This window comes from Aeromicrobium ginsengisoli, assembly GCF_004134905.2.
In the GTDB taxonomy this organism is placed as follows: domain Bacteria; phylum Actinomycetota; class Actinomycetes; order Propionibacteriales; family Nocardioidaceae; genus Aeromicrobium; species Aeromicrobium ginsengisoli.
Genome location: NZ_SDPQ02000001.1, coordinates 973,352 through 997,064, shown reverse-complemented (window position 1 = coordinate 997,064; position 23,713 = coordinate 973,352). Strand labels below are relative to the sequence as shown.

At 68.3% G+C, this 23,713-nt stretch carries 27 protein-coding genes and 1 tRNA gene; 13 read left to right on the top strand and 15 right to left on the bottom strand.

Annotation, left to right across the window (positions count from 1 at the left end; translation table 11 throughout):
- The first annotated feature begins 91 nt into the window (after positions 1-91).
- Entirely contained in the window at positions 92-856 is a 765-nt protein-coding gene (locus tag ESP70_RS04905; protein WP_149688186.1) for a DsbA family protein, read from the top strand.
- A 3-nt stretch (positions 857-859) separates the two neighbouring features.
- A complete protein-coding gene (locus tag ESP70_RS04900; protein WP_149688185.1) occupies positions 860-1,618 on the top strand; it encodes a DsbA family protein in 759 nt (252 codons plus the stop codon).
- Here the strand turns inward: ESP70_RS04900 and ESP70_RS04895 are convergent, their stop codons facing one another.
- From ESP70_RS04895 to ESP70_RS04885, 3 genes are read right to left on the bottom strand one after another with little or no spacing between them, the layout of a single operon-like run.
- A complete protein-coding gene (locus ESP70_RS04895; protein ID WP_149688184.1) occupies positions 1,619-1,975 on the bottom strand; it encodes a fluoride efflux transporter FluC in 357 nt (118 codons plus the stop codon).
- Positions 1,972-2,352, bottom strand: coding sequence for a fluoride efflux transporter FluC (locus ESP70_RS04890; RefSeq protein ID WP_188110489.1), 381 nt, complete (start codon positions 2,350-2,352; stop codon positions 1,972-1,974). The genes ESP70_RS04895 and ESP70_RS04890 overlap by 4 nt, the downstream gene beginning before the upstream one ends.
- On the bottom strand, positions 2,349-2,975 hold the full coding sequence (locus ESP70_RS04885) for a LysE/ArgO family amino acid transporter (protein ID WP_149688182.1): 627 nt from the start codon (positions 2,973-2,975) through the stop codon (positions 2,349-2,351). Before ESP70_RS04885 ends, ESP70_RS04890 begins: the two co-directional genes overlap by 4 nt.
- 70 nt (positions 2,976-3,045) lie before the next feature.
- Between ESP70_RS04885 and ESP70_RS04880 the strand changes: the two genes are divergently transcribed.
- A complete protein-coding gene (locus tag ESP70_RS04880) occupies positions 3,046-3,927 on the top strand; it encodes a LysR family transcriptional regulator ArgP (protein ID WP_149688181.1) in 882 nt (293 codons plus the stop codon).
- A 4-nt stretch (positions 3,928-3,931) separates the two neighbouring features.
- Here the strand turns inward: ESP70_RS04880 and ESP70_RS04875 are convergent, their stop codons facing one another.
- The gene (locus tag ESP70_RS04875) at positions 3,932-4,303 is read right to left on the bottom strand and encodes a hypothetical protein (RefSeq protein ID WP_149688180.1); all 372 of its coding nucleotides are present in this window, start codon (positions 4,301-4,303) and stop codon (positions 3,932-3,934) included.
- Between the two features lie 90 nt (positions 4,304-4,393).
- Here ESP70_RS04875 and ESP70_RS04870 point away from each other — a divergent pair, with 90 nt between their 5' ends.
- Positions 4,394-4,966 carry a hypothetical protein gene (locus ESP70_RS04870; RefSeq protein WP_149688179.1) on the top strand — a complete coding sequence of 191 codons (573 nt, stop codon included), beginning with the start codon at positions 4,394-4,396 and terminating at the stop codon, positions 4,964-4,966.
- Here the strand turns inward: ESP70_RS04870 and ESP70_RS04865 are convergent, their stop codons facing one another.
- From ESP70_RS04865 to ESP70_RS04845, 5 genes are all read right to left on the bottom strand, one after another.
- Positions 4,967-5,746 carry an alpha/beta fold hydrolase gene (locus ESP70_RS04865; protein ID WP_149688178.1) on the bottom strand — a complete coding sequence of 260 codons (780 nt, stop codon included), beginning with the start codon at positions 5,744-5,746 and terminating at the stop codon, positions 4,967-4,969.
- Positions 5,747-5,762: 16 nt separating this feature from the next.
- Complete coding sequence (locus ESP70_RS04860) at positions 5,763-6,212, bottom strand: SRPBCC family protein (RefSeq protein ID WP_149688177.1); 450 nt, start codon at positions 6,210-6,212, stop codon at positions 5,763-5,765.
- The gene (locus ESP70_RS04855; protein ID WP_188110487.1) at positions 6,209-6,547 is read right to left on the bottom strand and encodes an ArsR/SmtB family transcription factor; all 339 of its coding nucleotides are present in this window, start codon (positions 6,545-6,547) and stop codon (positions 6,209-6,211) included. The genes ESP70_RS04860 and ESP70_RS04855 overlap by 4 nt, the downstream gene beginning before the upstream one ends.
- A 44-nt stretch (positions 6,548-6,591) precedes the next feature.
- On the bottom strand, positions 6,592-7,062 hold the full coding sequence (locus ESP70_RS04850) for an SRPBCC family protein (RefSeq protein ID WP_149688176.1): 471 nt from the start codon (positions 7,060-7,062) through the stop codon (positions 6,592-6,594).
- A gap of 180 nt (positions 7,063-7,242) precedes the next feature.
- A tRNA-Arg gene (locus tag ESP70_RS04845) sits at positions 7,243-7,319 on the bottom strand.
- A gap of 93 nt (positions 7,320-7,412) precedes the next feature.
- On the opposite strand from ESP70_RS04845, the gene ESP70_RS04840 reads away from it, so the two are divergent.
- From ESP70_RS04840 to ettA, 5 genes are all read left to right on the top strand, one after another.
- Positions 7,413-8,600 (top strand): PrsW family intramembrane metalloprotease, encoded by a 1,188-nt coding sequence (locus ESP70_RS04840; RefSeq protein WP_188110486.1) that lies wholly within the window; start codon positions 7,413-7,415, stop codon positions 8,598-8,600.
- A 103-nt stretch (positions 8,601-8,703) separates the two neighbouring features.
- The gene (locus ESP70_RS04835; protein WP_246161799.1) at positions 8,704-10,419 is read left to right on the top strand and encodes a GTPase family protein; all 1,716 of its coding nucleotides are present in this window, start codon (positions 8,704-8,706) and stop codon (positions 10,417-10,419) included.
- Positions 10,416-12,065 carry a GTPase gene (locus ESP70_RS04830; protein WP_149688174.1) on the top strand — a complete coding sequence of 550 codons (1,650 nt, stop codon included), beginning with the start codon at positions 10,416-10,418 and terminating at the stop codon, positions 12,063-12,065. The genes ESP70_RS04835 and ESP70_RS04830 overlap by 4 nt, the downstream gene beginning before the upstream one ends.
- Positions 12,066-12,175: 110 nt before the next feature.
- Positions 12,176-12,619, top strand: coding sequence for a single-stranded DNA-binding protein (locus ESP70_RS04825; protein ID WP_149688173.1), 444 nt, complete (start codon positions 12,176-12,178; stop codon positions 12,617-12,619).
- Between the two features lie 42 nt (positions 12,620-12,661).
- Positions 12,662-14,344, top strand: a complete 1,683-nt coding sequence (ettA, locus tag ESP70_RS04820; RefSeq protein WP_149688172.1) for an energy-dependent translational throttle protein EttA — start codon at positions 12,662-12,664, stop codon at positions 14,342-14,344.
- Here ettA and ESP70_RS04815 read toward each other — a convergent pair.
- The gene (locus ESP70_RS04815; RefSeq protein WP_149688171.1) at positions 14,341-14,814 is read right to left on the bottom strand and encodes a MarR family winged helix-turn-helix transcriptional regulator; all 474 of its coding nucleotides are present in this window, start codon (positions 14,812-14,814) and stop codon (positions 14,341-14,343) included. The two genes, ettA and ESP70_RS04815, sit on opposite strands and share 4 nt — an antisense overlap.
- 99 nt (positions 14,815-14,913) lie before the next feature.
- Between ESP70_RS04815 and ESP70_RS04810 the strand changes: the two genes are divergently transcribed.
- Positions 14,914-15,459, top strand: a complete 546-nt coding sequence (locus ESP70_RS04810; RefSeq protein ID WP_149688170.1) for a YceI family protein — start codon at positions 14,914-14,916, stop codon at positions 15,457-15,459.
- Here ESP70_RS04810 and ESP70_RS04805 read toward each other — a convergent pair.
- Complete coding sequence (locus tag ESP70_RS04805; RefSeq protein WP_149688169.1) at positions 15,456-16,031, bottom strand: TetR/AcrR family transcriptional regulator; 576 nt, start codon at positions 16,029-16,031, stop codon at positions 15,456-15,458. The two genes, ESP70_RS04810 and ESP70_RS04805, sit on opposite strands and share 4 nt — an antisense overlap.
- A gap of 99 nt (positions 16,032-16,130) precedes the next feature.
- On the opposite strand from ESP70_RS04805, the gene ESP70_RS04800 reads away from it, so the two are divergent.
- From ESP70_RS04800 to ESP70_RS04790, 3 genes are read left to right on the top strand one after another with little or no spacing between them, the layout of a single operon-like run.
- Positions 16,131-17,276 (top strand): acyl-CoA dehydrogenase family protein, encoded by a 1,146-nt coding sequence (locus ESP70_RS04800; RefSeq protein ID WP_149688168.1) that lies wholly within the window; start codon positions 16,131-16,133, stop codon positions 17,274-17,276.
- A 30-nt stretch (positions 17,277-17,306) separates the two neighbouring features.
- The gene (locus tag ESP70_RS04795) at positions 17,307-18,524 is read left to right on the top strand and encodes an acetyl-CoA C-acetyltransferase (RefSeq protein ID WP_149688167.1); all 1,218 of its coding nucleotides are present in this window, start codon (positions 17,307-17,309) and stop codon (positions 18,522-18,524) included.
- Positions 18,525-18,535: 11 nt separating this feature from the next.
- A complete protein-coding gene (locus ESP70_RS04790; RefSeq protein ID WP_149688166.1) occupies positions 18,536-19,291 on the top strand; it encodes an SDR family oxidoreductase in 756 nt (251 codons plus the stop codon).
- A gap of 61 nt (positions 19,292-19,352) precedes the next feature.
- Here ESP70_RS04790 and ESP70_RS04785 read toward each other — a convergent pair whose 3' ends face one another.
- The 4 genes from ESP70_RS04785 to ESP70_RS04770 form a co-directional block, all read right to left on the bottom strand.
- Positions 19,353-20,957 (bottom strand): M4 family metallopeptidase, encoded by a 1,605-nt coding sequence (locus tag ESP70_RS04785; protein WP_149688165.1) that lies wholly within the window; start codon positions 20,955-20,957, stop codon positions 19,353-19,355.
- A gap of 88 nt (positions 20,958-21,045) precedes the next feature.
- Positions 21,046-22,005 carry a LysR family transcriptional regulator gene (locus ESP70_RS04780; RefSeq protein WP_149688164.1) on the bottom strand — a complete coding sequence of 320 codons (960 nt, stop codon included), beginning with the start codon at positions 22,003-22,005 and terminating at the stop codon, positions 21,046-21,048.
- Between the two features lie 116 nt (positions 22,006-22,121).
- A complete protein-coding gene (locus ESP70_RS04775; protein WP_149688163.1) occupies positions 22,122-22,715 on the bottom strand; it encodes a TetR/AcrR family transcriptional regulator in 594 nt (197 codons plus the stop codon).
- Positions 22,712-23,653 carry an oxidoreductase gene (locus ESP70_RS04770; RefSeq protein WP_149688162.1) on the bottom strand — a complete coding sequence of 314 codons (942 nt, stop codon included), beginning with the start codon at positions 23,651-23,653 and terminating at the stop codon, positions 22,712-22,714. Before ESP70_RS04770 ends, ESP70_RS04775 begins: the two co-directional genes overlap by 4 nt.
- Positions 23,654-23,713 lie beyond the last annotated feature (60 nt).

The following is a 23,713-nucleotide window of genomic DNA, read 5'->3' as shown; positions in this document are numbered from 1 at the left end:
GGGCTTCACGCGGGCCGGTAGGGTCTGATGGAACCTTCAACGAGCGAGCCGCGTTGGTCACGATGGTGACCGCCCGACCCAGGAGAAATCAGTGAGCAACGAACGTCAGCAGCGTGCCGCCCGTGCGGAGCAGATGCGCAAGGAGCGCGAGAAGGCCGACCGCAAGCAGCGCAACCTGATCACTGTCGGGATCGTCGTCGTCGTCGTGGCCCTGATCGCCGTCGCTGGCTTCGCCGTCAAGAGTGCGCAGGACGGCAACACCGACTCCACCAAGCTCGTCTACCCGGCGCACACCGACAAGAAGACGTTCGGGTTCGACTACACCGCCGCCGACGCCGGGGGCAAGGCCGGCACGGACCCGGTCAAGGTCGTGCTGACCGAGGACTTCCAGTGCCCCGTCTGCAAGGCGTTCGAGGAGCAGACCGGCGCGTTCCTCAACGACCTGGTCAAGAAGGGCGAGATCACGATCGACTACCGCCCGATCAGCTTCCTCGACCGCTCGAGCGCCAACGAGTACTCGAGCCGGGCCGCCAACGCCGCGATGTGCGTGCTCAACGAGGGCGGCGTCGAGGACTACAAGAAGTTCCACGACCTGCTCTACGCCAACCAGCCCGCCGAGCAGACCGCCGGCCCGGAGGACGCAGAGCTGATCTCCGACGCCAAGCAGGTCGGTGTCACCGGCATCGACAGCTGCGTCCGCAAGAAGGTCTACGGGCCGTGGCTCGACAAGGCGCTCGAGAAGGCGCAGTCCGACGGCTTCCAGGGCACGCCGTGGGTCCGGATCGACGGCAAGGACGTCAAGTCGCCGACAGCTGACGCGATCCAGAAGGCGATTGACGCCGCCAAGAAGTCCTGAGTCATGGCCTCCGCCTCCGACCGCAGGCAACGCGCCGAGCGCGCGGAGCAGATGCGCAAGGAGCGCGAGAAGGCCGATCGCAAGCAGCGCAACCTCATCACGATCGCGATCACCGTGGTGGTCGTGGCGCTGATCGCCGTCGGAGCGTGGGCGGTGTCGTCGGCGGGCGGGGACGACAAGCCCGTCGGCCCCTTGGTCAAGCCGGCGCACACCAACTCGAGCTACGGCTTCGACTACTCGGCGGCCGACGCCGGCGGAACCGCAGGCGCCGATCCCGTTCGGGTGGTTCTCTACGAGGACTTCCAGTGCCCCGTCTGCAAGGCGTTCGAGGAGCAGAACGGAGCCTTCCTCGACGACTTGGTCAAGAAGGGCGAGATCACGATCGAGTATCGGATGTTCGCGTTCCTCGACGCCAAGAGCTCGACGGAGTACTCCACGCGTTCGGCCAGTGCTGCGATGGCGGTGCTCGACAAGGGTGGCGTCGCGGCCTACAAGAAGTTCCACGACCTGCTCTACGCCAACCAGCCTCCTGAGGGCGGCGACGGGCTTCCCGACGCGACACTGATCGATCTTGCGAAGCAGGCCGGAGTCACCGGCATCGATGCGGACGTGAAGGACCAGACCTACGCGCCGTGGGTCCGCAAGGCCCTGCAGGCAGGCAAGGCCGATGGAATTGACGGGACGCCGACCGTCGTCATCGACGGCAAGCCCGTGGCGACGACCCAGGCCGACATCAGCGCCGCCATCGCGGCAGCGAAATAGCTACAGGGCGCGACCCGCGGCATAGCCGAGCGATGCTGCCGCGACGCTGAGCACCAGCATGCCGACGGCGTTGACCGTCGCGGCTCGGTGGCGACCGTCGAGGGCCAGGTGCACCGACTCGACGCTGGCAGTGCTGAACGTCGTGTAGCCGCCGAGGAACCCCGTGCCCAGCACTGTGTGCCAGGTGTCGTCGGCGCCGAGGCCCACGATGAGACCGAGCAGCAGCGATCCGGTGATGTTGATCAGGTGGGTCGTCCAGGGGAGGCGCGGTGAGACCCGGGGTCGCAGCCAGGCGTCGAGGGACCACCGCGTGCCGGCGCCGAGCCCGCCGGCGAGCGCCATCAGCAGCGTCGTCATCGAGCCACCGCTCGACCCGCCGCGACGCCGGCGTATGCGGCGACGACTCCGGCGACGACGCTGCCGACGGCATACGTCAGCCCCAGGACCACGTGGTCACCGCGCAGCAGGGTGTCGGTCTCGACCGCCAGCGCGCTGTACGTCGTGTAGCCCCCGAGGAAGCCTGCGCCGAGCAGCAGTCGCAGCCGGTTGGCTGGCGCGCTGTGATCGCGTACGAGCAGTACCGCCAGCAGAGCGCCGAGGGCGAAGGATCCGGTCACGTTGACCAGGAACGTCGAGAGCGGGAAGAGCCGGTCGCTGTCGAGCGCTTCGGCGATGCCATGGCGGCTGAGGGTGCCCGCGGCGCCTCCGATGGCGACGAGAGCGAAGGACCTCACCCCTCCATTAGACCGTGCAGCAGGCTGACTGCGATCGCCGCCATGACGATGGCGATCAACGCATCGAGGATTCGCCACGCTACAGGCTTCGCGAAGAGCGGACGCAGCAACCGCGCACCGAAGCCGAGGGCCGAGAACCAGACGACCGATCCGATCGCGGCGCCCGCGCCGAACCACCAGCGGTCGTCGCCATGCGTGCCCGCCACCGAGCCCAGCAGCAGGATCGTGTCGAGGTAGACGTGCGGGTTGAGCCAGGTCAGCGCCACCGCCGTGGTGACGGTCGGCCACAGCGGCGTGGCAGCCCCGGAGGTCTCGGCGTCGAGCTCTCCGGGATGCAGCGCCCGCCGGGCGGCGATCGTGGCGTACGTCAGGAGGAACGCGGCCCCGCCGATCCGCATCGTGTCGAGCAGCCACGGCGCCAGCTCCAGCAGGCTGCCGATGCCGGCGATGCCCAGCGCGATCAGCACGACGTCGGAGACGGCGCAGATCAGGACCACCGCCAGCACGTGCTCGCCCCGGAGACCCTGCCGCAGCACGAACGCGTTCTGCGCGCCGATCGCGACGATGAGCGACAGGCCGAAGCCTGTCCCGGCCAGGGCGGCGACGAGGGCTGCGTGATCCATGGCTCCATCCAACGTGCTGCCCGGACATAAGACCAGTTCATGTTTCGAACGATGCATTAGCATCGCTGATGTGTCTGACGTCGACCTCTCCCAGCTGCGCGCCCTCGCTGCCGTCGTCGACGAGGGCTCGTTCGACGCTGCGGCGGCGGCTCTGCACCTGACGCCGTCGGCGGTGAGTCAGCGCATCAAGGCCCTCGAGCAGTCCGCGGGTCGGGTCCTCGTTCGCCGCACCAAGCCCACGGAAGCGACCGAAGCCGGGCACGCGTACCTCCGGCTGGCTCGCCAGGTCCAGGCGCTCGTCCAGGACGTACGTCTCGAGGTGGACCCGACCGAGCAGCGCCCGCCGACCATCCCGTTGGCGATCAATGGTGACTCGCTGGCGACGTGGGTGCTGCCCGCCCTCGCGTCACTCGCCGGCACGGCCTACTTCGACGTGAGGCGCGAGGACGAGGGCCGCACAGCCGAGCTGTTGCGCTCGGGCACCGTGATGGCGGCGATCACCTCGGACGCAGCGCCGGTGCAAGGTTGCCGGTCGACGCGTCTCGGCACGATGCGCTATCGGCCGATGGCGACCCCGGACTTCGTGGCCGAGTGGTTCGGGGACGGGGTCGACGTGGCGACCCTGTCGCGCGCTCCGGTCGTGGTGTTCGACCGCAACGATGACCTCCAGGACGCCTACCTCCGGCAGCGCAGCCGTCGCCGGCTGGCCCCGCCGCGGCACCACGTCCCGGCGTCCTCGCAGTTCGCCGAGGCCATCGCGCTCGGGCTCGGGTGGGGGATGCTTCCCAAGGAGCAGTACGAGGAGCGCGAACGGGGCGGCCTGCTGGTGGACCTCGATCCCGGTGGGCACGTCGACGTCACGCTGCACTGGCAGCAGTGGGCCCTGCAGACCCCGGCTCTCGAGGCCACGGCTCGCGCCATCAAGGAAGCTGCGGCCGAGCACCTGACGTGATGCGTCAGTTCTGCGGTGAGTCGAGGGCATCCACGGCGACAGACCACGTGGCACCGGCCGGTGCGGTGACGACGATGGACTTGATCGTGTCCCACTTGTTCTGAGGAGATGCGCCGATCCCGATGTAGCCGTCAGGTGCACTGTCCTTGCCGCAGGCCAGATCGCCCCACGCGATCCCGACGTCGACCTGGATGTAGCCGGACGGGTTGATGCAGTCCATCTTGAGCCGCAGATCCGTCGAGCCCGGCGGGATCGTGACCTTCTTCGTGACGTCGCCGCGCTGACCGTACGCCTCGAACACGCGAGTGCCCTCGTGATGGAACGAATTCGTCGGCTGGACGTCGCCCGAGCAGGCCGCAAGGGCGAGGAGGGACATGCAGGTGAGAGTCAGTCTTGGGTTCACGGAGACATCCTGACAGGCCGAGTCCTCGGTGGTAACGTCAAGTCACTACCACTGAGGAGTGCGATGAGCCTCGAAGAGATGCTCGACCACCTGCTCGAACCGCATGCCGTCGACACCGACGACGAGGGTGACCGGCTCGTGGCGCTCCGCCTGGCCGACGACTGGGGCGTCGGCGTCCGCCTCCACCGCCGAGGCACGCACCGCCAGTGGAACGTCCGCGAGGTCACGCTCCGGCTGCTCGACCCCGACTCCGGCATCAGCGGCAACGACGTCCGCGAGCTGCCGCTCGGCTCGCTGTTGTCCGAGGCCAAGCGACTCGCCACCAAGGACTCGCTCTCGGCATCGCCGACGCCGAGGGTGAGTCTCGCCGACCTGCTCGAGCAGAGCGGCGGCGCGTTCGGCAGCGGTGACGACGCACTGGCCGCTCTCGCCCTGGAGTACGTGTCGCTGGTCGAGTCGGGCGTACGCACCCCCTCCAAGGCTTTGGCGGAGCGCTTCGGTGGCGCCGCCGGCACCTGGACCAACCGGGTCGCGCAGTCGCGCAAGCGAGGATTCCTCACGCCGGTCGACCGTGGCGAAGCCGGCGGAGCGCTGACCCCCAAGGCGCTGTCGGCGCTCGGCCTGCGTCGCGACTGATCAGCCGAAGAAGTCGACCAGCGCAGGTGCCAGCGCGTCCGGTGCCACGTCGTGGGTCTGCCCCTCGAGGATCTGGTGCTCGGCGTTCGGCAGCGCGGTGGCCGTGGCCCTCGCCGCCTGATGGAGGCTGTCCGGGCTCGCACCGCCGCTCAGCACGACGGTGCGCGTCGTGATGCGGGCCGCGAGCTCGCGCGGCACCCGGCTCCCGTTGAGCAGCCGATTGTCGTACGCGAGGGTGGGCGCGATGGCCTCGAACCTGGCCCAGCCCGGACCTGCGCGCATGCCGTCGATGACCTGAGGCGGGACGCCGACCCGGGTCATGAACAGCGTGATCGCGCCGCCCCGGTCGCCGGCCGCGAGCAGCTCGTCGAGGCGAGCCGTGTAGTCGGCGCTCACCGCGTCACCCTCTGCCTCGGCGACGTAGGGCGGCTCGTACAGCGCGAGACCCGTGATCCGTGCACCGGCCGCTGCCGTGGCCAGCGCCAACGCGCCACCGGACGACATCGCGTACACGCACGCCTCGCCGCCCGCCGCATCGATCAGCGCGCTGAGGTCCTCGACCTCACGCTCCACCGCGTACGGCGGGGTGTCGGTGCTCTCGCCACGACCACGGCGGTCGTACGTGAAGATCGTGAAGCGGTCCGCGAGGCGTTCCGCGAGGGCATCCATGGGCCCGGCGCCGCGAAGGCACATGGCGCCGTCGACCAGCACCATCGGCGGGCCGGCGCCGACTCGGTCGTACGCAATGGTCGTGCCATCGGCCGAGGTGAGCTGGGGCATGTCGGTCTCCTGTCGGTCACTGCTCGGGATCGAGCGAGGCGAGGTAGGTGTCGAGCCGGGTGAGACTCGTCCGGAATCCCGCCTGTGCCTCGGCGCTGAGATAGGCCTGCGGCACGTTCGTCTGGTGCGTCACGGCCTCGGTGCGGCCGTCACCCAGGTCGATGAAGGTGATCTCGGTGCGCATGCCGCCCTCGACTCCGGCTTCGACCCAGACCAGCCGGTGCGGACGGCTGACCTCGGCGTACACGGCCTTCATCGTGTATGCGCTGCCGTCGGCGTCGTTGACCATCGTGGTCTCGAACGCGCCGCCGGGCCGCAGGTCGACCGTGATGCCGTCGAGTGGTGTCGTCGTGCCGGCCGGTCCCCAGAAGTGAGTGAGGTGCTCAGGCGTCGTCATGCAGTCGAAGAGGCGCTCGGGGGATGCCGTGTGCACCCGACTGAACCTCATCTCGCCGGTCTCGGTCATGACGTCTCCTCGGGCAGGGCCGCGAGGTGATCGGCCAACCGGTCGTGCCGGTCGGCCCAGATCTTGCGGTGGCGCTCGATCCAGCCGACGGCATCCTCGAGCTGGTCGGCGTCGAGCCGGCACGGTCGGGACTGGGCGTCCTTGGTCCGCGAGATCAGGTGGGCGCGTTCCAGGACCTTCAGGTGCTTGGACACTGCCTGTTGTGACATCGCGAAGGGTTCGGCGAGCTGGCTGACGGTGGCCTCACCTTCGGCAAGCCGCGCCAGGATCGCGCGCCGGGTCGAGTCGGCGAGCGCTGCGAACACGAGGTCGAGGTCTTCCTCCATGACGGTCATGCCGGGAGCCTATCGACAACCGTACGGTTGCACAACCATAAAGTTTAGTACGGATCAGGACCCGTCGTGCGGGCCAGCAGGCTGTCGAGCTTGCTGAACGACTGCATCCAGAAGTCGCGGCTCGTGGCCTCCATGTCGCGCGAGCATGGTCCGGCGCGCAGCTCGACCCGGGTGCCGCCCTTCTCGTCGAAGAACTCGAGACGGACCGTGAACGGCGGTTCGCCCTCGAACGCAGCGATGCCGGTCACCTGCTCGCTCCCGACGAGTCGCTCGTTCTCGACCACCTCGGTGTACGTCGTGTCGACCGACCAGCTCATCGAGCCGCTGAAGGTGGCCATCGTGAGCCTGCGGTGGCCGCCGGCCCGGGGGTCGATCGACAGCGTGCCGGGCACGACGAAGGCTGCGAACGGCCCGAACCAGGCGGTGAGCTCGTCCTCGTCGACGAAGGCGCGGAAGACACGGTCCCGTGGGGCGTCGAGGTGCCGGTGGATGTCGATCACCAGCTGCACATCCATGGGAGCCCTGCCTTGGTCCCCCGACCTGCGATTCGTACCGCCGACGATACGCCCGGAGGTGGGTCAGCGCTCTGGAGCCGAAGTCGGGATTGGCGCGCCCGGCAGGACTCCGTCGGGCGCTGGGCGCCCTCCTCCCCGAATCCTGAACGCCGGGAGCCGGTAAGTGACCTTACGGAGGATTGGCGCGCCCGGCAGGATTCGAACCTGCGACCTAGAGATTAGAAGGCTCTTGCTCTATCCGGCTGAGCTACGGGCGCTCGGGTCGTGAAACCCGGACCAAGCCTATCGGCGTACGTCATCGGGCAGGCGGACCCGGCGGCCGGACCCGTGGCATGCCCTACGATTTGCGGGTGACAGAAGCGACTGCCGCCGCGATTCCAGCCGCGCTGCCCAAGTACACCGAGGCAATCCGTCAGCGCGGCCGCACGGCTTTGATCGTCATCTTCGTCGTCGTCGCGGTCGCCGGGGTTCTCGGCGCGGCATGGATCGCGTGGCGGGGGAGTGACGGCGACGCGGCCGGTTCCACGCTGTCGATCGGCTACGCACTCATCCCGCTGCCGCTCCTCTGGCTCGTCTACTGGTGGCTCGATCGCTACGAACCCGAGCCGCGCCGCTACAAGTTCGCCGCCTTCGTGTGGGGTGGCGTCATCGCGGTGACGATCGCCCTCACCCTCGAGCTCTCGATCCAGGAGATCTGGGACCTCAGTGACAAGCAGATGGCCTCGTTCATCGCGCCGGTCGTCGAGGAACCCGCCAAGTGCCTGTTCCTCATCCTCACGTTCACCCGGGCGCGCCGGGTCATCGACGGATATCTCGACGGCCTGATCTACGCCGGCATCGTCGGCATCGGCTTCGCGTTCGTCGAGAACATCGGCTACTACGCCAGCAGCTATCTCGGTTCGCCCGACATCCAGGTGGCCGGCGCCGAGGGTGCCACGGCGACGTTCGTCGTCCGTGGGCTCTTCAGCCCGTTCGCGCACCCGCTCTTCACGTCCGCGTTCGGCATCGCGGTCGGGCTGGCCGCCGCTCGCCGGTCCAAGACCATGAAGGTCCTGATCTGCACGCTCGGCTTGATCGTCAGCGCCGGCCTGCACGGCCTCTGGAACGGCTCGTTGAGCTATGGCGGTGGCGTCGGGTTCGTCCTGGCCTACCTCGCACTGGGCGTCGTGCTCGTCGCTCTGGCGGTGCTCGCGATCATCGTGCGCACCCGGCAGGTCCGCATCCTCGAGCGCTCGCTGTCGTACGTCGCGCAGCGCGGCTGGATCCACCCCGCCGAGATCCCCTACCTCTCGCGCTTCGGCTATCGCAAGGCCGCGCGCCGCTATGCCAAGAGTCACGGCGGCAAGGTCGCGGCGCAGGTCGTCAAGCGATACCAGGGCCTCGCGACCGAGATGGCGTTCCTGCACGACGGCCTGATGAGCGGCCGACAGATCCCGCGAGGCGTCGAGCGTACGTATGCCCTGCTCGACGCGATGTACGAGCTGCGACCGATGTTGCGATTCCCGCCGGCTCTGCAAAGCACCGTCCGTCACTCCTGACTCCTGCGTAGCACGAGGCGTGGCGGCGAAGTGCCCCCACGTCCACTAATCTGTGCAGAGACCCGCATTGCGCACAGACCACCGTCGACGAGAGGAGCACCCAGTGGCCAGCGAACACGCTTCGGCCGAGCTCCTTGGCGCGATGAGCAAGCTCCTGACCAGCGTTCGCGACATCTCGCTGCGCCTCGAGGTCGACGGCGTCGACGAGGCGCGTCGCACCCAGGCCAAGGTCGCCGACCAGCTGTCCGACTACGTCCTGCCGCGGCTCGTCCAGCTCGATGCGCCATTGTTGACGGTGGTCGGTGGCTCGACCGGTGCCGGCAAGTCCACGCTGGTCAACTCCCTGGTGGGGGAGCGGGTCACCGAGTCAGGCGTTCTCCGGCCGACCACGCGCTCGCCGGTGCTGGTGCACAACCCGGACGACGCCGAGTGGTTCCTGCCCGACCGCATCCTGCCGGACCTGCCGCGCACCGACGTGCCGACCAATGACACTTATGCGTTGCGGCTGGCGTCCTCGGACAAGATCCCACGGGGACTCGCGATCCTCGACGCGCCCGACGTCGACTCGATCGACCAGGGCAACCGCGAGCTCGCCGCCCAGCTTCTCGCCGCCGCCGACCTGTGGCTCTTCGTCACCTCGGCGGCGCGCTATGCCGACCAGGTGCCGTGGGACTACCTGCGCCAGGCCGCCGAGCGCAGCACCTCGGTCGCCGTGGTCCTCGACCGCACGACGTCTGACGCGGTCCTCGAGGTGCGTGGCCACCTCGCCCGCATGATGACGTCTCGCGGCTTGTCGGACTCACCGCTCTTCACGGTGCCCGAGTCGGGTGTCGATGCCGATGGCCTGCTGCCGCGCGAAGCGGTCTCGCCGATCGTCGTGTGGCTGCACGAGCTCGCCGCCGATCCAGCTGCCCGCAAGATGGTCATGGTCCGTACGCTCGACGGCGCCGTGCGCCACGTCGTCCTGCGCACCCACGACGTCGCCGACGCGATGGACGCCCAGATCGCGGCGTCCGAGGTCATGCACGGCGACATCGACACGATCTACCGCAAGGCGCTCGAGACCTTCACGGTGCAGGTCAGCGACGGCACGGTGCTCAAGGGCGAGGTGCTCGCGCGCTGGCAGGAGTTCGTCGGCACCGGCGAGCTGCTGCGATCGGTCGAGGAGAAGGTCACCCGCATCCGCGACCGTTTCGTCGACGGCGTGACCGGCAAACGTACGCGCTCCACCGAGGTCGTCGAGGCCATCGAGACCGGCGTGCAGATGCTGCTGGTCGAGCATGCCGAGGCTGCGGCCGAGGTGGCGTCTCGCGCCTGGGCGGACACCCCAGCCGGTCGCACGCTGCTCGACGCCAACCGCGGCATCGACCGCGCGTCGCGTGACTTCCGGGTCCGCGCCCAGCGCATGGTCCACGACTGGCGCCAGGCCGTGCTCGAGCTCGTACGCGTCGAGGGCGCCGACAAGCGCATGACCGCACGGTTCCTCGCATTCGGCGTCAACGGCATCGGCGTCGCGCTGATGATCGTGATGTTCTCGCGCAACGGCGAGGGCAAGGAGGCCGGCGGCACCGCCGCTCTCGGCCACAAGCTCCTCGATGCGATCTTCGGCGAGGAGGTCGTCGCGAGCCTCGCCGCACGCGCCCAGGCCGACCTGGAGTCACGGGTCGCGGCGCTGTTCGAAGGTGAGATGCAGCGTTTCCTCGACCTCGTCGAGTCGCCCGACACCATCAAGGCGGACCAGGCCGTCCTCCGTGAATCTGCCCGTCAGGCCGAATACGCTCGACATGCCGACTTCCTGAACGGAGAGACGACTTCATGACAGCGCCGAGCGACGCCGCCGAAGCAGTGTTCGGCGGCGGCCGAAACGATGTCGCGAAGCGGCTCGACGGTCTCACCCAGGCGGTCGAGGCGAGCCGCGGCCGCATTGACGACGAGATCCTCGCGCCTGCCGAGATGCTGTCCGGCCGGGCCGCCGAGCGCCTCAAGCTGTCCGGCGACCACACGATCGTCGCGCTCGCGGGCGCCACCGGGTCGGGCAAGTCCTCGCTGTTCAACGCCCTGACTGATCTCGAGCTCGCCGGTGTCGGCGTGCGCCGCCCGACGACCTCGTGGGCCCTGGCCTGCGCCTGGGGGCCTGACGGTGCGCAGGGGCTGCTGGAGTGGATGGGCATACCGGCCCGTCACCAGGTGTCGCGCATGAGCATGCTCGACCATTCCGCCGAGGACACCAAGCTCGACGGACTCGTGCTGCTCGACCTGCCCGACCACGACTCGACCGAGGTGTCGCACCACCTCGAGATGGATCGCCTGATCAAGTACGCCGACCTGCTCGTGTGGGTCCTCGACCCACAGAAGTACGCCGACGCCGCGATCCACGACCGCTACATCAAGCCCATGGCGTCGTACGCCGATGTGACGCTCGTCGTGCTCAACCAGATCGACCGCATCCCGTTCGAGCAGCGTGAGCGCGCACTCACCGACGTCAAGCGCATCCTCGCCGACGAAGGCCTGCCCGACGTCACGGTCATCGGCGTGTCCGCCACCCGCGGTGACGGCATCGAGGACCTCAAGCGCGAGATGGCGAGCCGCATCCGTGCCAAGTCCGCGGCGAGGTCGAGGCTCGCCTCCGACATCTCCGCCGCGGCCGGCGTCATCGCCCAGGTCGGCGGCACGAGCCAGACGCCTGGGCTGGCACCGGCCGACCGCGATGCGCTCGACGACGCCCTGGTCGAGTGCGCAGGTGTGCCTCAGATCGTCGACGCGGTGTCCCTGTCGACCCGCCGTCGTGCCGCGCAGCGCACCGGATGGCCGGTGGCCCGTTGGCTCGGCCGTCTCCGCAAGGACCCGCTCAAGGAGCTGGGACTCGGCGACGACCTGTCGATGTCGGCCCTCGCACGCGTCGCGGTTCCCGAGACCGGCAACGTCCAGCGCGCCAATGCCGAGCTCGCGATCCGTGACGCCGCCGAGAAGGCATCGGTCGGCCTCGAGCGGCCGTGGCGCGACGCGATCCGCGACGCCTCCAACCCGCCGGGCGACGACATCATCGACGCCCTCGACCGAGCGATCCACGAGACCAGCCTCGGCGTGGCCCGCCCCGCCGTCTGGTGGCGCATCGTCCAGGTGCTCCAGCTCTTGCTGTTCGTCGCGATGGTGGGTGGTCTGGGCTGGCTCGCTGCGCAGGGCATCCAGCCGCTCGCGTCGTTCGACCTGCCCGATCTCGGCAAGGTTGGCGGCGTGCCGATGGCCGCCGTGGTCGCAGGCGGGTCCCTGGTCGCAGGCCTCGTCCTCGCGGCGCTGTCCAGCCTGGCGTCGCGCATCGGCGGTCGTCGCAAGGCCCGGCGCGCGGATGACCAGCTCCGTGACGCGATCGACCGGGTCACCGCCGAGCGGGTCATCGCGCCGATCCAGGCCGAGCTCGACTCCTACGCGGCCTACCGCTCAGGCATCCTCGCCGCCCTCGGCTGATCCACAGGCCGGCCCGTGGCCGGTCGTGGGTCCACAGGGCGTACGGCGGCGCTGTCGTCACACGCCGGTGGACGCGAGTCTGGAGCTCCTCAACCGCGAAGGAGATCTCCATGTCCAACGACAACACCATGACGTTCCACGGCCGCGTCGGCACCAAGGTCGAGCTGCGCGAGGGCACCGTGCCGTGGGTCCTGTTTCGCGTCGCGTCGACGCCCAGCTACTTCGACCAGGCGACCCGCACGTGGCGCGACCTCGAGACGATCTGGATCTCGGTCAAGGCCTGGCGCAACCTGGCCCAGAACGTCGCCGACTCGCTCGAGGTCGGCGATCCGATCGTCGTGATCGGCAAGATGCGCACCGAGAAGTGGACGACACAGGACGGCGAGCCGCGCGAGAGCACGGTGCTCGAGGCCACCCTGATCGGTCACGACCTCACGTGGGGTGTCACCAAGCTGCAGCGCGTCGACCGTCAGCCCCCGGCTGCCGTGCGCGAGGACACCGGCGCGGCTCTGGCTGCGCTCGAGGGCGAGCCGGCCGAGGCGCCGGCTGCGTGATCCGATTCGTCCCGCTGGGCCCGGATCTATAGGCTTGCCCATATGGCCGATTACGTCTTCACCCTCCGCAACGTCCGCAAGAAGCTCGGCGAGAAGGTCGTGCTCGACGACGTCACGCTGTCGTTCCTCCACGGTGCCAAGATCGGCGTCGTGGGGCCCAACGGCACCGGCAAGTCGACGCTGTTCAAGATCATGGCCGGCATCGTGCAGACCGACAACGGCGACGCGATCAAGGACCCGGATGCGTCGGTCGGCATCCTCCTGCAGGAGCCGCCGCTGACCGAGGGCAAGACGGTGCTCGAGAACGTCGAGGAGGCCGTCGGCGAGATCAAGGCCAAGATCGACCGGTTCAACAAGATCAGCGAGGAGCTGGCCGACCCCGACGCCGACTACGACACGCTCCTGCCCGAGATGGGTGAGCTGCAGACCGACCTCGACCACGCCAACGCCTGGGACCTCGACTCCCGGCTGGCCCAGGCGATGGACGCCCTGCGGTGCCCTCCGCCTGACGAGCTGGTCGACCACCTCTCCGGTGGTGAGCGCCGCCGTGTCGCGCTGTGCAAGCTGCTCCTCGAGCAGCCCGACCTCCTGCTGCTCGACGAGCCCACCAACCACCTGGACGCCGAGAGCGTGCTCTGGCTCGAGCAGCACCTCGCGTCCTACCCGGGCGCCGTCCTGGCGATCACCCACGACCGCTACTTCCTCGACAACGTCGCCGAGTGGATCCTCGAGCTCGACCGCGGCAAGACGCACCCCTACGAGGGCAACTACTCGACCTACCTCGAGACCAAGCAGGCTCGACTCGTGGTCGAGGGCAAGAAGGACGCCAAGCGTGCCAAGATCCTCGCCAAGGAGCTCGAGTGGGTCCGGTCCAACGCCAAGGCACGCCAGGTCAAGAACCAGGCGCGACTGAGCCGCTACGAGGAGATGGCTGCCGAGGCCGAGCGCGGGCGCAAGCTTGACTTCGAGGAGATCAACATCCCCGCCGGTCCGCGCCTCGGTGACGTCGTGCTCAACGCCAAGGACCTGCACAAGAGCTTCGGCGACCGTGAGCTGTTCGACGGCCTCACGTTCGACCTGCCGCGCGCCGGCATCGTCGGCGTCGTTGGTCCCAACGGTGTCGGCAAGTCGACGCTGTTCCGCATGATCGTGGGGGAGGAGAAGCCCGACGAGGGCTCCCTCGAGGTCGGCCAGACGGTCAAGATCTCCTACGTCGACCAGGGCCGCGGCGGCATTGACAACGACCTCAACATCTGGCAGCTCGTGTCCGGTGAGCTCGACTTCATCAAGGTCGCCAACTACGAGGTGCCGAGCCGTGCCTATGTCGCGTCGTTCGGCTTCAAGGGTCCCGACCAGCAGAAGAAGGTCGGTGTGCTGTCAGGCGGTGAGCGCAACCGGCTCAACCTGGCCCTCACGCTCAAGATGGGCGGCAACCTGCTGCTGCTCGATGAGCCGACCAACGACCTGGACGTCGAGACCTTGCAGTCCCTCGAGGACGCGCTGCTGGACTTCCCCGGCTGTGCCGTCGTGGTCTCGCACGATCGCTGGTTCCTCGATCGCGTCGCGACCCACATCCTGGCGTGGGAGGGCAACGCCGAGACCCCGGCTCGCTGGTTCTGGTTCGAGGGCAACTTCGCGGACTACGAGGTCAACAAGGTCGAGCGCCTCGGCGAAGAGGCTGCCCGCCCGCACAGCGTGACCTACCGCAAGCTGACCCGCGACTAGAAGTTCTTGCCGTGCAGCTGCTCGACGACGTTCTGCATGATGCGGCCCATCGCGATGAAGTCCTGGGCATCGGCGTTCTCGATGAGGTAGTCGTGCACACCTTGCACGTGGGTGTGTGCGGCGGCCTCGAGGACGCTGAAGCCGTGATCGGTCAGCACGGCGGACACGCCGCGACCGTCCTCGGAGCACTGCCCGCGCACGACGATGTTCTCGCGCTCGAGCCGGGCGATCGTGTGGGTCACCCGGCTGCGGGAGTGCGCGACGGCGTCAGCCAGCTCCGCCATGCGGATTGACCGACCCGGAGCCTCGGACAGGCGTACGAGAATTTCGTACTCGGGCATCGACAGACCGTGCGCGGCGCGCAGGTCGCGATCGAGTCGATCCATCAGAACGGTGGTGCCGCCGAGGAACGAGCGCCAGATGCGCTGCTGCTCCTCGGTGAGCCACGGGGTGGCCGTCGTCGTCTCCATGTGATCCATCCTACTGTGTGAGACTGTTGATTGAATTTTCAACATCGTGCTAGAGTCTAACTCGTTGAAGGATCAACTACATACTTCTGAGGAGAATTCATGACCACCACAGCTGCAGTCACGACCGGCACCTGGAAGCTCGACCCGACGCACACCGAGATCGGCTTCACGGTCCGCCACCTGATGAGCAAGGTCCGCGGCAAGTTCGACACGTTCGAGGGCACCGTCGTCTCCGCCGACGACGTGACTGCGTCGACCGTCGAGGTCTCCGTCGACCTCAACTCGATCAACACCGGCACCGCCGACCGGGACGCGCACCTGCGCTCGGGCGACTTCTTCGAGGTCGACACCTACCCGTCGATGACCTTCAAGAGCACCGGTATCAAGCAGGAGAGCGACGACGAGTTCGTCCTCAGCGGCGACCTGACCATCAAGGGCGTCACCAAGCCGATCGAGCTCGAGGTCGAGTTCCTCGGCGAGGGCAGCGACCCGTGGGGCGGTACCCGTGTCGGCATCGAGGCCAAGGGTGAGATCAGCCGCAAGGAGTTCGGCATCGACTTCAACATCCCGCTCGAGGGTGACAAGGTCATGATCGGCGACAAGATCAAGCTCAACATCGTCGCCGAGGCCGTTCTCCAGGCCTAAGTGCGGCGGGCCATCCTGACCGCCAGGTCGGCATGCAGGCTGGCGAGCTGATCGGCGGAGCGTGACCCGCCCGGCTCGAACCATCGCACCAGATCGACGCCCAGGGACAGCAGCGAGAACGCGGTCCCCGGCACGTCATCGACATCCAGGACGCCCTGGTCGACACCGTCGGCCAGGGCGTCCTGCATCGTCTTCTCGATGCTGCGCCGGTAGGTCGCGACCTCGGCGCGGTGCTCGTCGCTCAACGCGTGGTACTCGTACTGCACGATCCGTCCGACGCGGCTGTTGTCGGCGTGCCAGAGGCTGAAGTCGTAGACCATCGACCGCAGCCGCTCGATGGGGTCGGTGCTGGACGCCGCTGCCCTGGTGATGACGTCGAGCGCGCTGCGGTGGCCCTCGATGCTGACCGTGAAGAGCAGGCTCTCCTTGGAGTCGTGGTGCACGTAGACCGCCGCAGGGCTCATGCCGGCGCGCGAGGCGATGTCGCGCGTCGTCGTGCCGGCGAAGCCCTTCTCCGCGAACGCCTCGATCGCGGCGTTGATGAGCCGCTCACGTGCCGTGATGGTCGTCATGTCACCCCTCTTTCGGTTGACAGCATGACGGAGGGCTTGCATGCTAAGCAAGCGCTTAGCGCGTTTCCTCCCAGTTTCCCTGATCACGAAGGCAGTGCGGTGCGGCGGACGATCTACGACCAGGACCACGAAGCATTCCGGGACTCGTGTGCGGCCTTCCTGGCCAAGCACGTGACTCCCAACCTCGAGACCTATCTCGAGGAGAAGGCGCTCCCGCGCGACTTCTGGCTCGCAGCCGGCGCCGAGGGCTTCCTCGGGCTCGAGATTCCCGAGGCGTTCGGCGGCGCGGAGGCAGGCGACTTCCGGTTCAACGCGATCTGGGCCGAGGAGCTCAGCAAGCTCAACGCAGCGCTCGCGTCGTGCGCCGCGATCCACTCCGACATCGCGGTGCCCTACATCGTCGATCTGGCGACCGACGAGCAGAAGCAGCGCTGGCTCCCTGGTTGCGCCACCGGCGAGATCCTGACGGCGATCGGCATGACGGAGCCCGGCGGCGGCTCGGACCTCGCCGCGCTCAAGACCACGGCGGTCCGCGACGGCGACGAGTGGGTCATCAACGGCTCCAAGACGTTCATCACCAACGGCTACTCCGCCGACCTGGTCCTGACCGCGGTGCGTACGTCGCCGGACAAGGGCGCCAAGGGCATCACGCTGTTCGGCCTCGAGGCGACCGACGTGGGCTTCAGCCGCGGCCGCAAGCTCGACAAGGTCGGGCAGAGCGAGGCCGACACCTCCGAGCTGTTCTTCGAGAACGTCCGCGTCGGCGACGACCGGATCATCGGTGAGGTCGACCGCGGCTTCATCTACATGATGGAGCGCCTCCCGCAGGAGCGCCTGACCTGCGCGGTGTCCAACATCGCCCACGCCAAGCAGATCCTCGCCGAGACGATCCAGTACGCCCACGACCGGGTCGCGTTCAAGCAGCCGATCGGCAGCCTGCAGCACAACAAGTTCCTGCTCGCCGAGCTGGTGACCAAGATCGAGGTCGCCGAGGCGTACGTCGACCAGGTCGTGCTGGCCCACACCGACGGCGAGGCGACCGCGATCGACGCGGCCAAGGCCAAGTGGTGGTCGTCGGAGATCCAGAACGACGTCCTCGACCACTGCGTCCAGCTGCACGGCGGATACGGCTTCATGAACGAGTACCGTGTCGCGCGTGCGTGGCGCGATGCCCGCGTCAGCAAGATCTGGGCCGGATCCAACGAGATCATGAAAGAGCTCATCGGCCGCGACCTCGGATTCTGAGGCCGGACCACCCACAGGAAAGGCACGACAATGCCCGAAGCAGTCATCGTCTCAACCGCACGCTCGCCCATCGGCCGAGCCGTCAAGGGATCGCTCAAGGACATGCGTCCCGACGACCTCTCGGTCCTGATGCTCGAGGCGGCACTCGCCAAGGTCCCCGAGCTCGACCGTCGTGACATCGTCGACCTGCACCTGGGTGTCGGCCAGCCGGCCGGCGAGTCGGGCAACAACCTCGGTCGCATCGTCGCGGTGCAGGCCGGCATGGACCACGTCCCCGGCGTGACGGTCAACCGCTACTGCTCGTCGAGCCTGCAGACCACGCGCATGGCGTTCCACGCGATCAAGGCCGGCGAGGGCGACGTGTTCCTGTCGCTCGGTGTCGAGACCGTCAGTCGATTCGCCAACGGCATGTCCGACATGGCTGCCGCCCACAACCCGCTGTTCGACGAGGCGGTCAGCCGCACGGACCAGCGCGCGCAGGGTGGCGCCGAGGCGTGGCACGATCCCCGCGAGGACGGCACGCTGCCCGATGCCTACATCGCGATGGGTCAGACGGCTGAGAACGTGCAGCAGCTCATCGGCATGAGCCGCCAGGAGCAGGACGAGTTCGGCGTTCGCAGCCAGAACCTCGCCGAGAAGGCCCTCGCCGACGGGTTCTGGGCCAAGGACATCACGCCGGTGACGCTGCCCGACGGCACCGTCGTCAGCACCGATGACGGCCCGCGCGCCGGCGTCACCTACGAAGCGGTGTCGCAGCTCAAGCCCGTCTTCCGCCCCGACGGCACGATCACGGCCGGCAACTGCTGTCCGCTCAACGACGGTGCTGCGGCGGTCGTCATCATGAGCGACACCAAGGCCAAGGAGCTGGGCCTCACCCCGCTCGCCCGCATCGTGTCGACCGGCGTCACGGGCCTCTCGCCGGAGATCATGGGCCTCGGCCCCGTCGAGGCGGTCAAGCAGGCGCTCGGCCATGCCGGCATGGGCATCGACGACATCGACCTGTTCGAGATCAACGAGGCGTTCGCGGTCCAGGCACTGGGCTCGGCGCAGGCTCTCGGCATCGACATCGACAAGCTCAACGTCAACGGTGGCGCGATCGCGATCGGTCACCCGTTCGGCATGACCGGCGCGCGCATCACGAGCACGCTGATCAACTCCCTGCAGCACCACGACAAGCAGTTCGGCGTCGAGACGATGTGTGTCGGCGGCGGCCAGGGCATGGCGATGGTGCTGGAGCGCCTCTCTTGAGCGAGCCGAGCGTGACGAGGCGTTTCGACGGCAAGGTCGCGATCGTCACCGGCGCGAGCCGGGGCATCGGCCTCGCCGTCGCCGAACGGCTCGTGGCCGATGGCGCCCGCGTGTGCCTGACGGCGCGCAAGCCGGGTCCGTTGGCCGAGGCGGTCGAGTCGCTCGGCGGTCCCGACAACGCGATCTTCGTGGCGGGTGCGGCCGATGACGCGGCCCACCAGGACGAGACCGTCACGACGACGATGGACGCGTTCGGCAGCATCGACTTCCTCGTCAACAACACCGGGATCAACCCGGCGTACGGTCGGATGATCGACATCGATCTCGAGGCCGCGGAGAAGATCTTCCGGGTCAACGTGGTCTCGTCGATCGCGTGGGCGCAGAAGGTCTATCGCGCCTGGATGGAGGCCAACGGCGGTGCGATGGTCAACATCGCATCGGTGGCCGGGCTCAAGCCCGCGCCCGGCATCGGCGTCTATGGGGCGTCCAAGTCCGGCGTGATCCACGTGACCGAGGAGCTCGCGGTGGAGCTCGGCCCGGAGATCCGGGTCAACGCCGTGGCTCCGGCCGTGGTCAAGACCAAGTTCGCGACGGCGCTCTACGAGGGCCGTGAGGAGGAGGTCGCTGCCGCGTACCCGCTCAAGCGGCTCGGAGTGCCGGACGACATCGGCTCAGTCGTGGCGTTCCTGCTGTCCGAGGACGCTGCGTGGGTCACCGGCCAGACCATCACGATCGACGGCGGGCTCACGCTCACCGGCGGCGTCTGACCCACTCGTTCCTTGAGCCTGTCGAAAGGATCCTTTCGACAGGCTCAAGGAACTCGTGCCGTCAGCTCACGCTGACCGCCGACCACGCCGCCTTGACCGCAGCGACCTCGGCGCTGCTGGCGCCGTAGAGCGTCGTCGCGGCAGCGACCGTGTCGAGCCGCGCCTTGGCGTACGTCTCGGTGCTGGTCATGCGCTCGGTGAGCGCCTTGTACCAAATGGCCGCGGCCTTGGCCCGGCCGATTCCGGTGACGGTCGAGCCGTTGCAGGTCGGGCTGTTGCCGTACGTGCTCTGGCCGCTGCCGTTGGCGAGCAGGAAGAAGAAGTGGTTGCCCACTCCTGAGGAGTAGTGCGGATCCGAGCGCGGAACCGCGGTGCTCCAGCACGCGTAGGACGCGCCGTCGCGGCGAGGATCGTCCATGTAGCGCAGCGGCGTCCCGTCGCCGTTGATGTCAATCTCCTCGCCGATCAGGAAGTCCGGCGTGTCGTTGGGGTTGTTGGCGTAGAACTCGACCATCGTCCCGAAGATGTCGCTGGTCGCCTCGTTGAGGCCTCCGGCATCACCGGAGTAGCCGAGATTGGCCGAGTTCTCCGTGACGCCGTGGGACATCTCGTGACCCGCGACATCGAGCTCGACCAACGGTGCCTGATTGCCGGCGCCGTCGCCGTACGTCATCTGGCTGCCGTCCCAGTAGGCGTTGACGTAGCTGTTGCCGTAGTGGACGCGTGAGGGCACGCCGCTGCCGTTGTCGAAGATGCCCTGGCGGCCGAAGCTCGACTTGAAGTAGTCGAACGTCTTGGCGGCGCCGTAGTGCGCGTCGACGCCGGCCGACGCCCGGTCGCTGACGCTGAAGTTGCCCCAGATGTTGTCGGAGTCCGCGAATGTCGTGCATGTCCCCGAGGTGCGGTTCCTGAGGTCGCACGTGCGCCCGTTGCCGTGCGTCGCATCGACCATCGTGTAGCTGCTGCCGCTGCCGGTCGTGCTGAGCGAGACCGAGCCGACGAAGATGCCGCGGCCCGTGCCGGTCGCGGCGACGCCCGGCTTGGCGGCGGCTGCCGCCTGGTTGGTGCGCCTGCCGGCCTTGATCGGCGTCAGGATCGTCTCGTCGGCGCTGCGGACCTTGCCGGTGTTGGCGTCCGTCACGATGATCTGCCGGCTCGGGGTCTGGCCGTCGGCCTGCACTCCGGTCACGGTGGACCGCCAGGCCAGGACCGCCTTGCCGTGTCGCGCGTCGACGACGAGCTTGGGTGAGCTGGCCTTGCTGACGGTGCGTCCGCTGAACTCGTCGCGCGCCCGGTCGGCTGCCGATGACGCCGGCACCTTGGGTGTCGTGCTGACGGATGCGGGCACTGTCTGGGCGACCGAGACGCTCTGCGGGTTGTCGGCGGCACTGAGATGGACCACGAGGTCACCGCCGAGGACCGGCAGGCCGTCGTACGTACGGTTGAACCGGACATGGCTGGCGCCGTCGCTCGAACCGACCGTGTCGACGAGCTGGTAGGCATCCTTGGCGGTGCCTTCGACCTTGCCGGGATGCTCCTGGATGTATTCCTTGGCCACGACAGCGGGATCGCCGCTGCTGTCGGCTGCTGCGCTCAGAGAGGGCGTGGCAACGCCCAGCCCGGCCACGAGGAGGGTTGCTCCTCCGATGGCAAAGACATGTTTCATGAGTGGTGGTCCTCTCGGTTGACGTAGGCGTGACGCTAGTCACATCGAGAGGCGTTGGGTCATGCCAGATGCCCATGCCATCGGGCGTTCAGGCGCGCGGTCGCGCCGTCGCCAACGGGCCGTGGCGCTCGACCCAGGACCGGTAGACCGGCTGCCGCTCGAGGGTCTCGGTGAGGACGTCGGCGGTGAAGCGGGCGAGCTTGTCGAGGTGCTCGGCGAAGGGGTTGTCGCGCTCGGTCAACAGCAGCCGGCGGACCTGCATGGGCGTGCCGGCCAGCGGCTTGAGCACCATGCCGGAGTCGCGGTTGGTCGGCGTGCTGAGCGCGATTGCCTCACCGGCGCGGATCAGCTCGACGCTGAGACCGTCGCTGAGGTAGTGGCCGACCTTGGGTGTGAAGCCGGCATCCCAGCAGATGCGGGTCATGCAGTCGGCCTCGCGGTCGACGTCGAGCGGCGACAGCAGCCAGGTCTCGTCCGCGAGGTCGGCGAGCTCGAGCTCGCCGCGCTCCGCCAGCGGGTGGTCGGCCGACATCAGCACGAACCCCGGCTCGCAACCCACGGGGCGTACGAGCAGGCGCGGGTCGAGCGGGATCTCGTTGCCGACGTACTCATGGATCACCGCGAAGTCGATGCGGTGCGAGCCGAGCAGGTCGAGCAGCCCGTCGATGCGGGTCTCGCTCTCGGTCACGATCTCGGTGCTCGGCAGGGTGGCGCGCAGGCCGCGGATCAGACCGACCAGGGCATTGCCGAAGCGCACTCCGATGCGTACCTGCGCCGGGGCGGTGCGGAGGCTCGACGCGTCGGTCTTGAGGGTGTCGAGCACCGACAGCACTGCGGTCGCCCGGCCGACGACGAGCCGGCCGAGCGGCGTCTGCTCGACCCCGGCGTGCGAGCGCTGGAACAAGGGACCGCCGAGGTTGTCCTCGATGCGCCGCAGCTGCCGCGTCAGGGCCGGCTGCGTCGTTCCCAGTGCGGAGGCCGCCCGCGTGATGCTGCCCTCGTCGGCCACGGCCTTGACCATGCGCAGATGGCGCGTCTCGATCTCCATGTCGTTCCCCCTGGGCTCAGCCTAGTCGCGGGATGTCGTGATCGCGCGGGGCGAAATGCCGGCCCGAACGTGTGAGCCAGATCTTTGGAAGAAACATGAGCAAACCCTCGTGACGCTCACCGGCGGCGTCTGAACGTTGAGCTCCTCGAGTCCGTGACGGCCCTCCAGCACGCCTCGATCAACGTGTCGACGAGGGATTCATCGATGCCCCGTCGGATCGCGGTGAGCCGGACGACCGGCCCCATGGCGAGGTCGAACAGGACCTCCGGTGGTAGATCGACCATCTCTTCGAGGAGGTTGGCCACCACAGGCGAGGACATCAGCGGGTCGTCGACCGCCGAGATGGCTCGCTCGTGCGCAATCTCGGCGTACGGCGAGCTGTCCGCCTGCACCAGGAACCGTGCACGATCGGGATTGGCCTCGAGGTGCTTCTGGACGCCGGTCCACAGTTGAGCGAACTGCTCTCGCAGCGAAGAGTCGGGATCGACCGACGCCAAGGCGGCTTCACCCACATCGTGCTTGACCTCGACGTATGTGGCCATCACGAGCTCGTCCTTCGACGCGTAGTGGACGTACGCAGTGCCGGTCGCGACCCCGGCCTCCTTGGCGACGGCGGCCATCGACGTGCCGTGGAACCCGTCGCGGGCCACCAGCCGGATCAGGGCGTGGCGTACCGCCTCGGCTCGATCGATCGCGACGGGGGTCATCATGTCGATCTCGCAGCTCGGGCCACGTCGAGGCTCACGCCGGTCTCGCGCTCGGACATGTCCCACAGCTCGTTGATGCGCCTGTCGAGCCTGATGCGTCGAAGGATGGGGCGGCTGACGGCCGGACCGTTGGACGCGAGCAGCGGGCCATACATCTGACCGCCCTTCGCGTTCGGGTCCGTGGCGGCGCGTAGTTGTGGGCGTACTCCCTTGTGCGGTGGCATCCCGGTGCGCGCGGCCAGGGTCTCGGACGTTCGGCCGAGCCATCCGCCGCCGCCTTCGGCAGCGGTCGTGCTCTGGAGATCGGTGTGCGACAGACCTGGATGCGCGATGAGGCTCTCGGCGGCGACGCCGGCGGCCTTGAACTTGTTCTGCAGGCCAAGGCCGAAGTGATAGTTGGCCAGCTTGGCCTGTCCGTAGGCACTCCAGGCCCCGTAGTTGCCCTTCATGTGCGGGTTGTCGGGATCGAAGGGGCGTCCCTGGAACCGGGCAATGCTGGTCACGGTGACGACTCGGGCGGCATCGGCCGCAAGAATGGCCGGCAGCAGGTGGGCGGTGAGGGCGAAGTGGCCCAGGTGGTCGACGCCCATCTGCATCTCGAACCCGTCGACCGTGGTGCGTTCGGGCATCGCCATGACGCCGGCGTTGTTGATCAGCAGATCGATGGAGTCGTGCTTGGCCAGGATCTGCTTCGCGGCCGCAGCGGTCGAGGCGAGATCCCCGAGGTCGAGGGGGATCAGCTCAAGCGATGCGTTGGGGTGGGCGGCGCGGATGCGTTCGACGGCGTCCTTGGCCTTGTCCTGGTTGCGGACTGCCATGACGACGTGGGCGCCGGCGCCCGCCAAGGCTTCGGCGGACTCGAGGCCGAGGCCACCGTTGGCGCCAGTCACCACGGCGGTGCGGCCGGTTTGATCGGGGATGTCGTTCTGGGTCCAACTCACCACGGGCTCCTATGACTGAATGTTCATTCATTCAATCGCGGGCCGCCCGTCGCGTCAAGG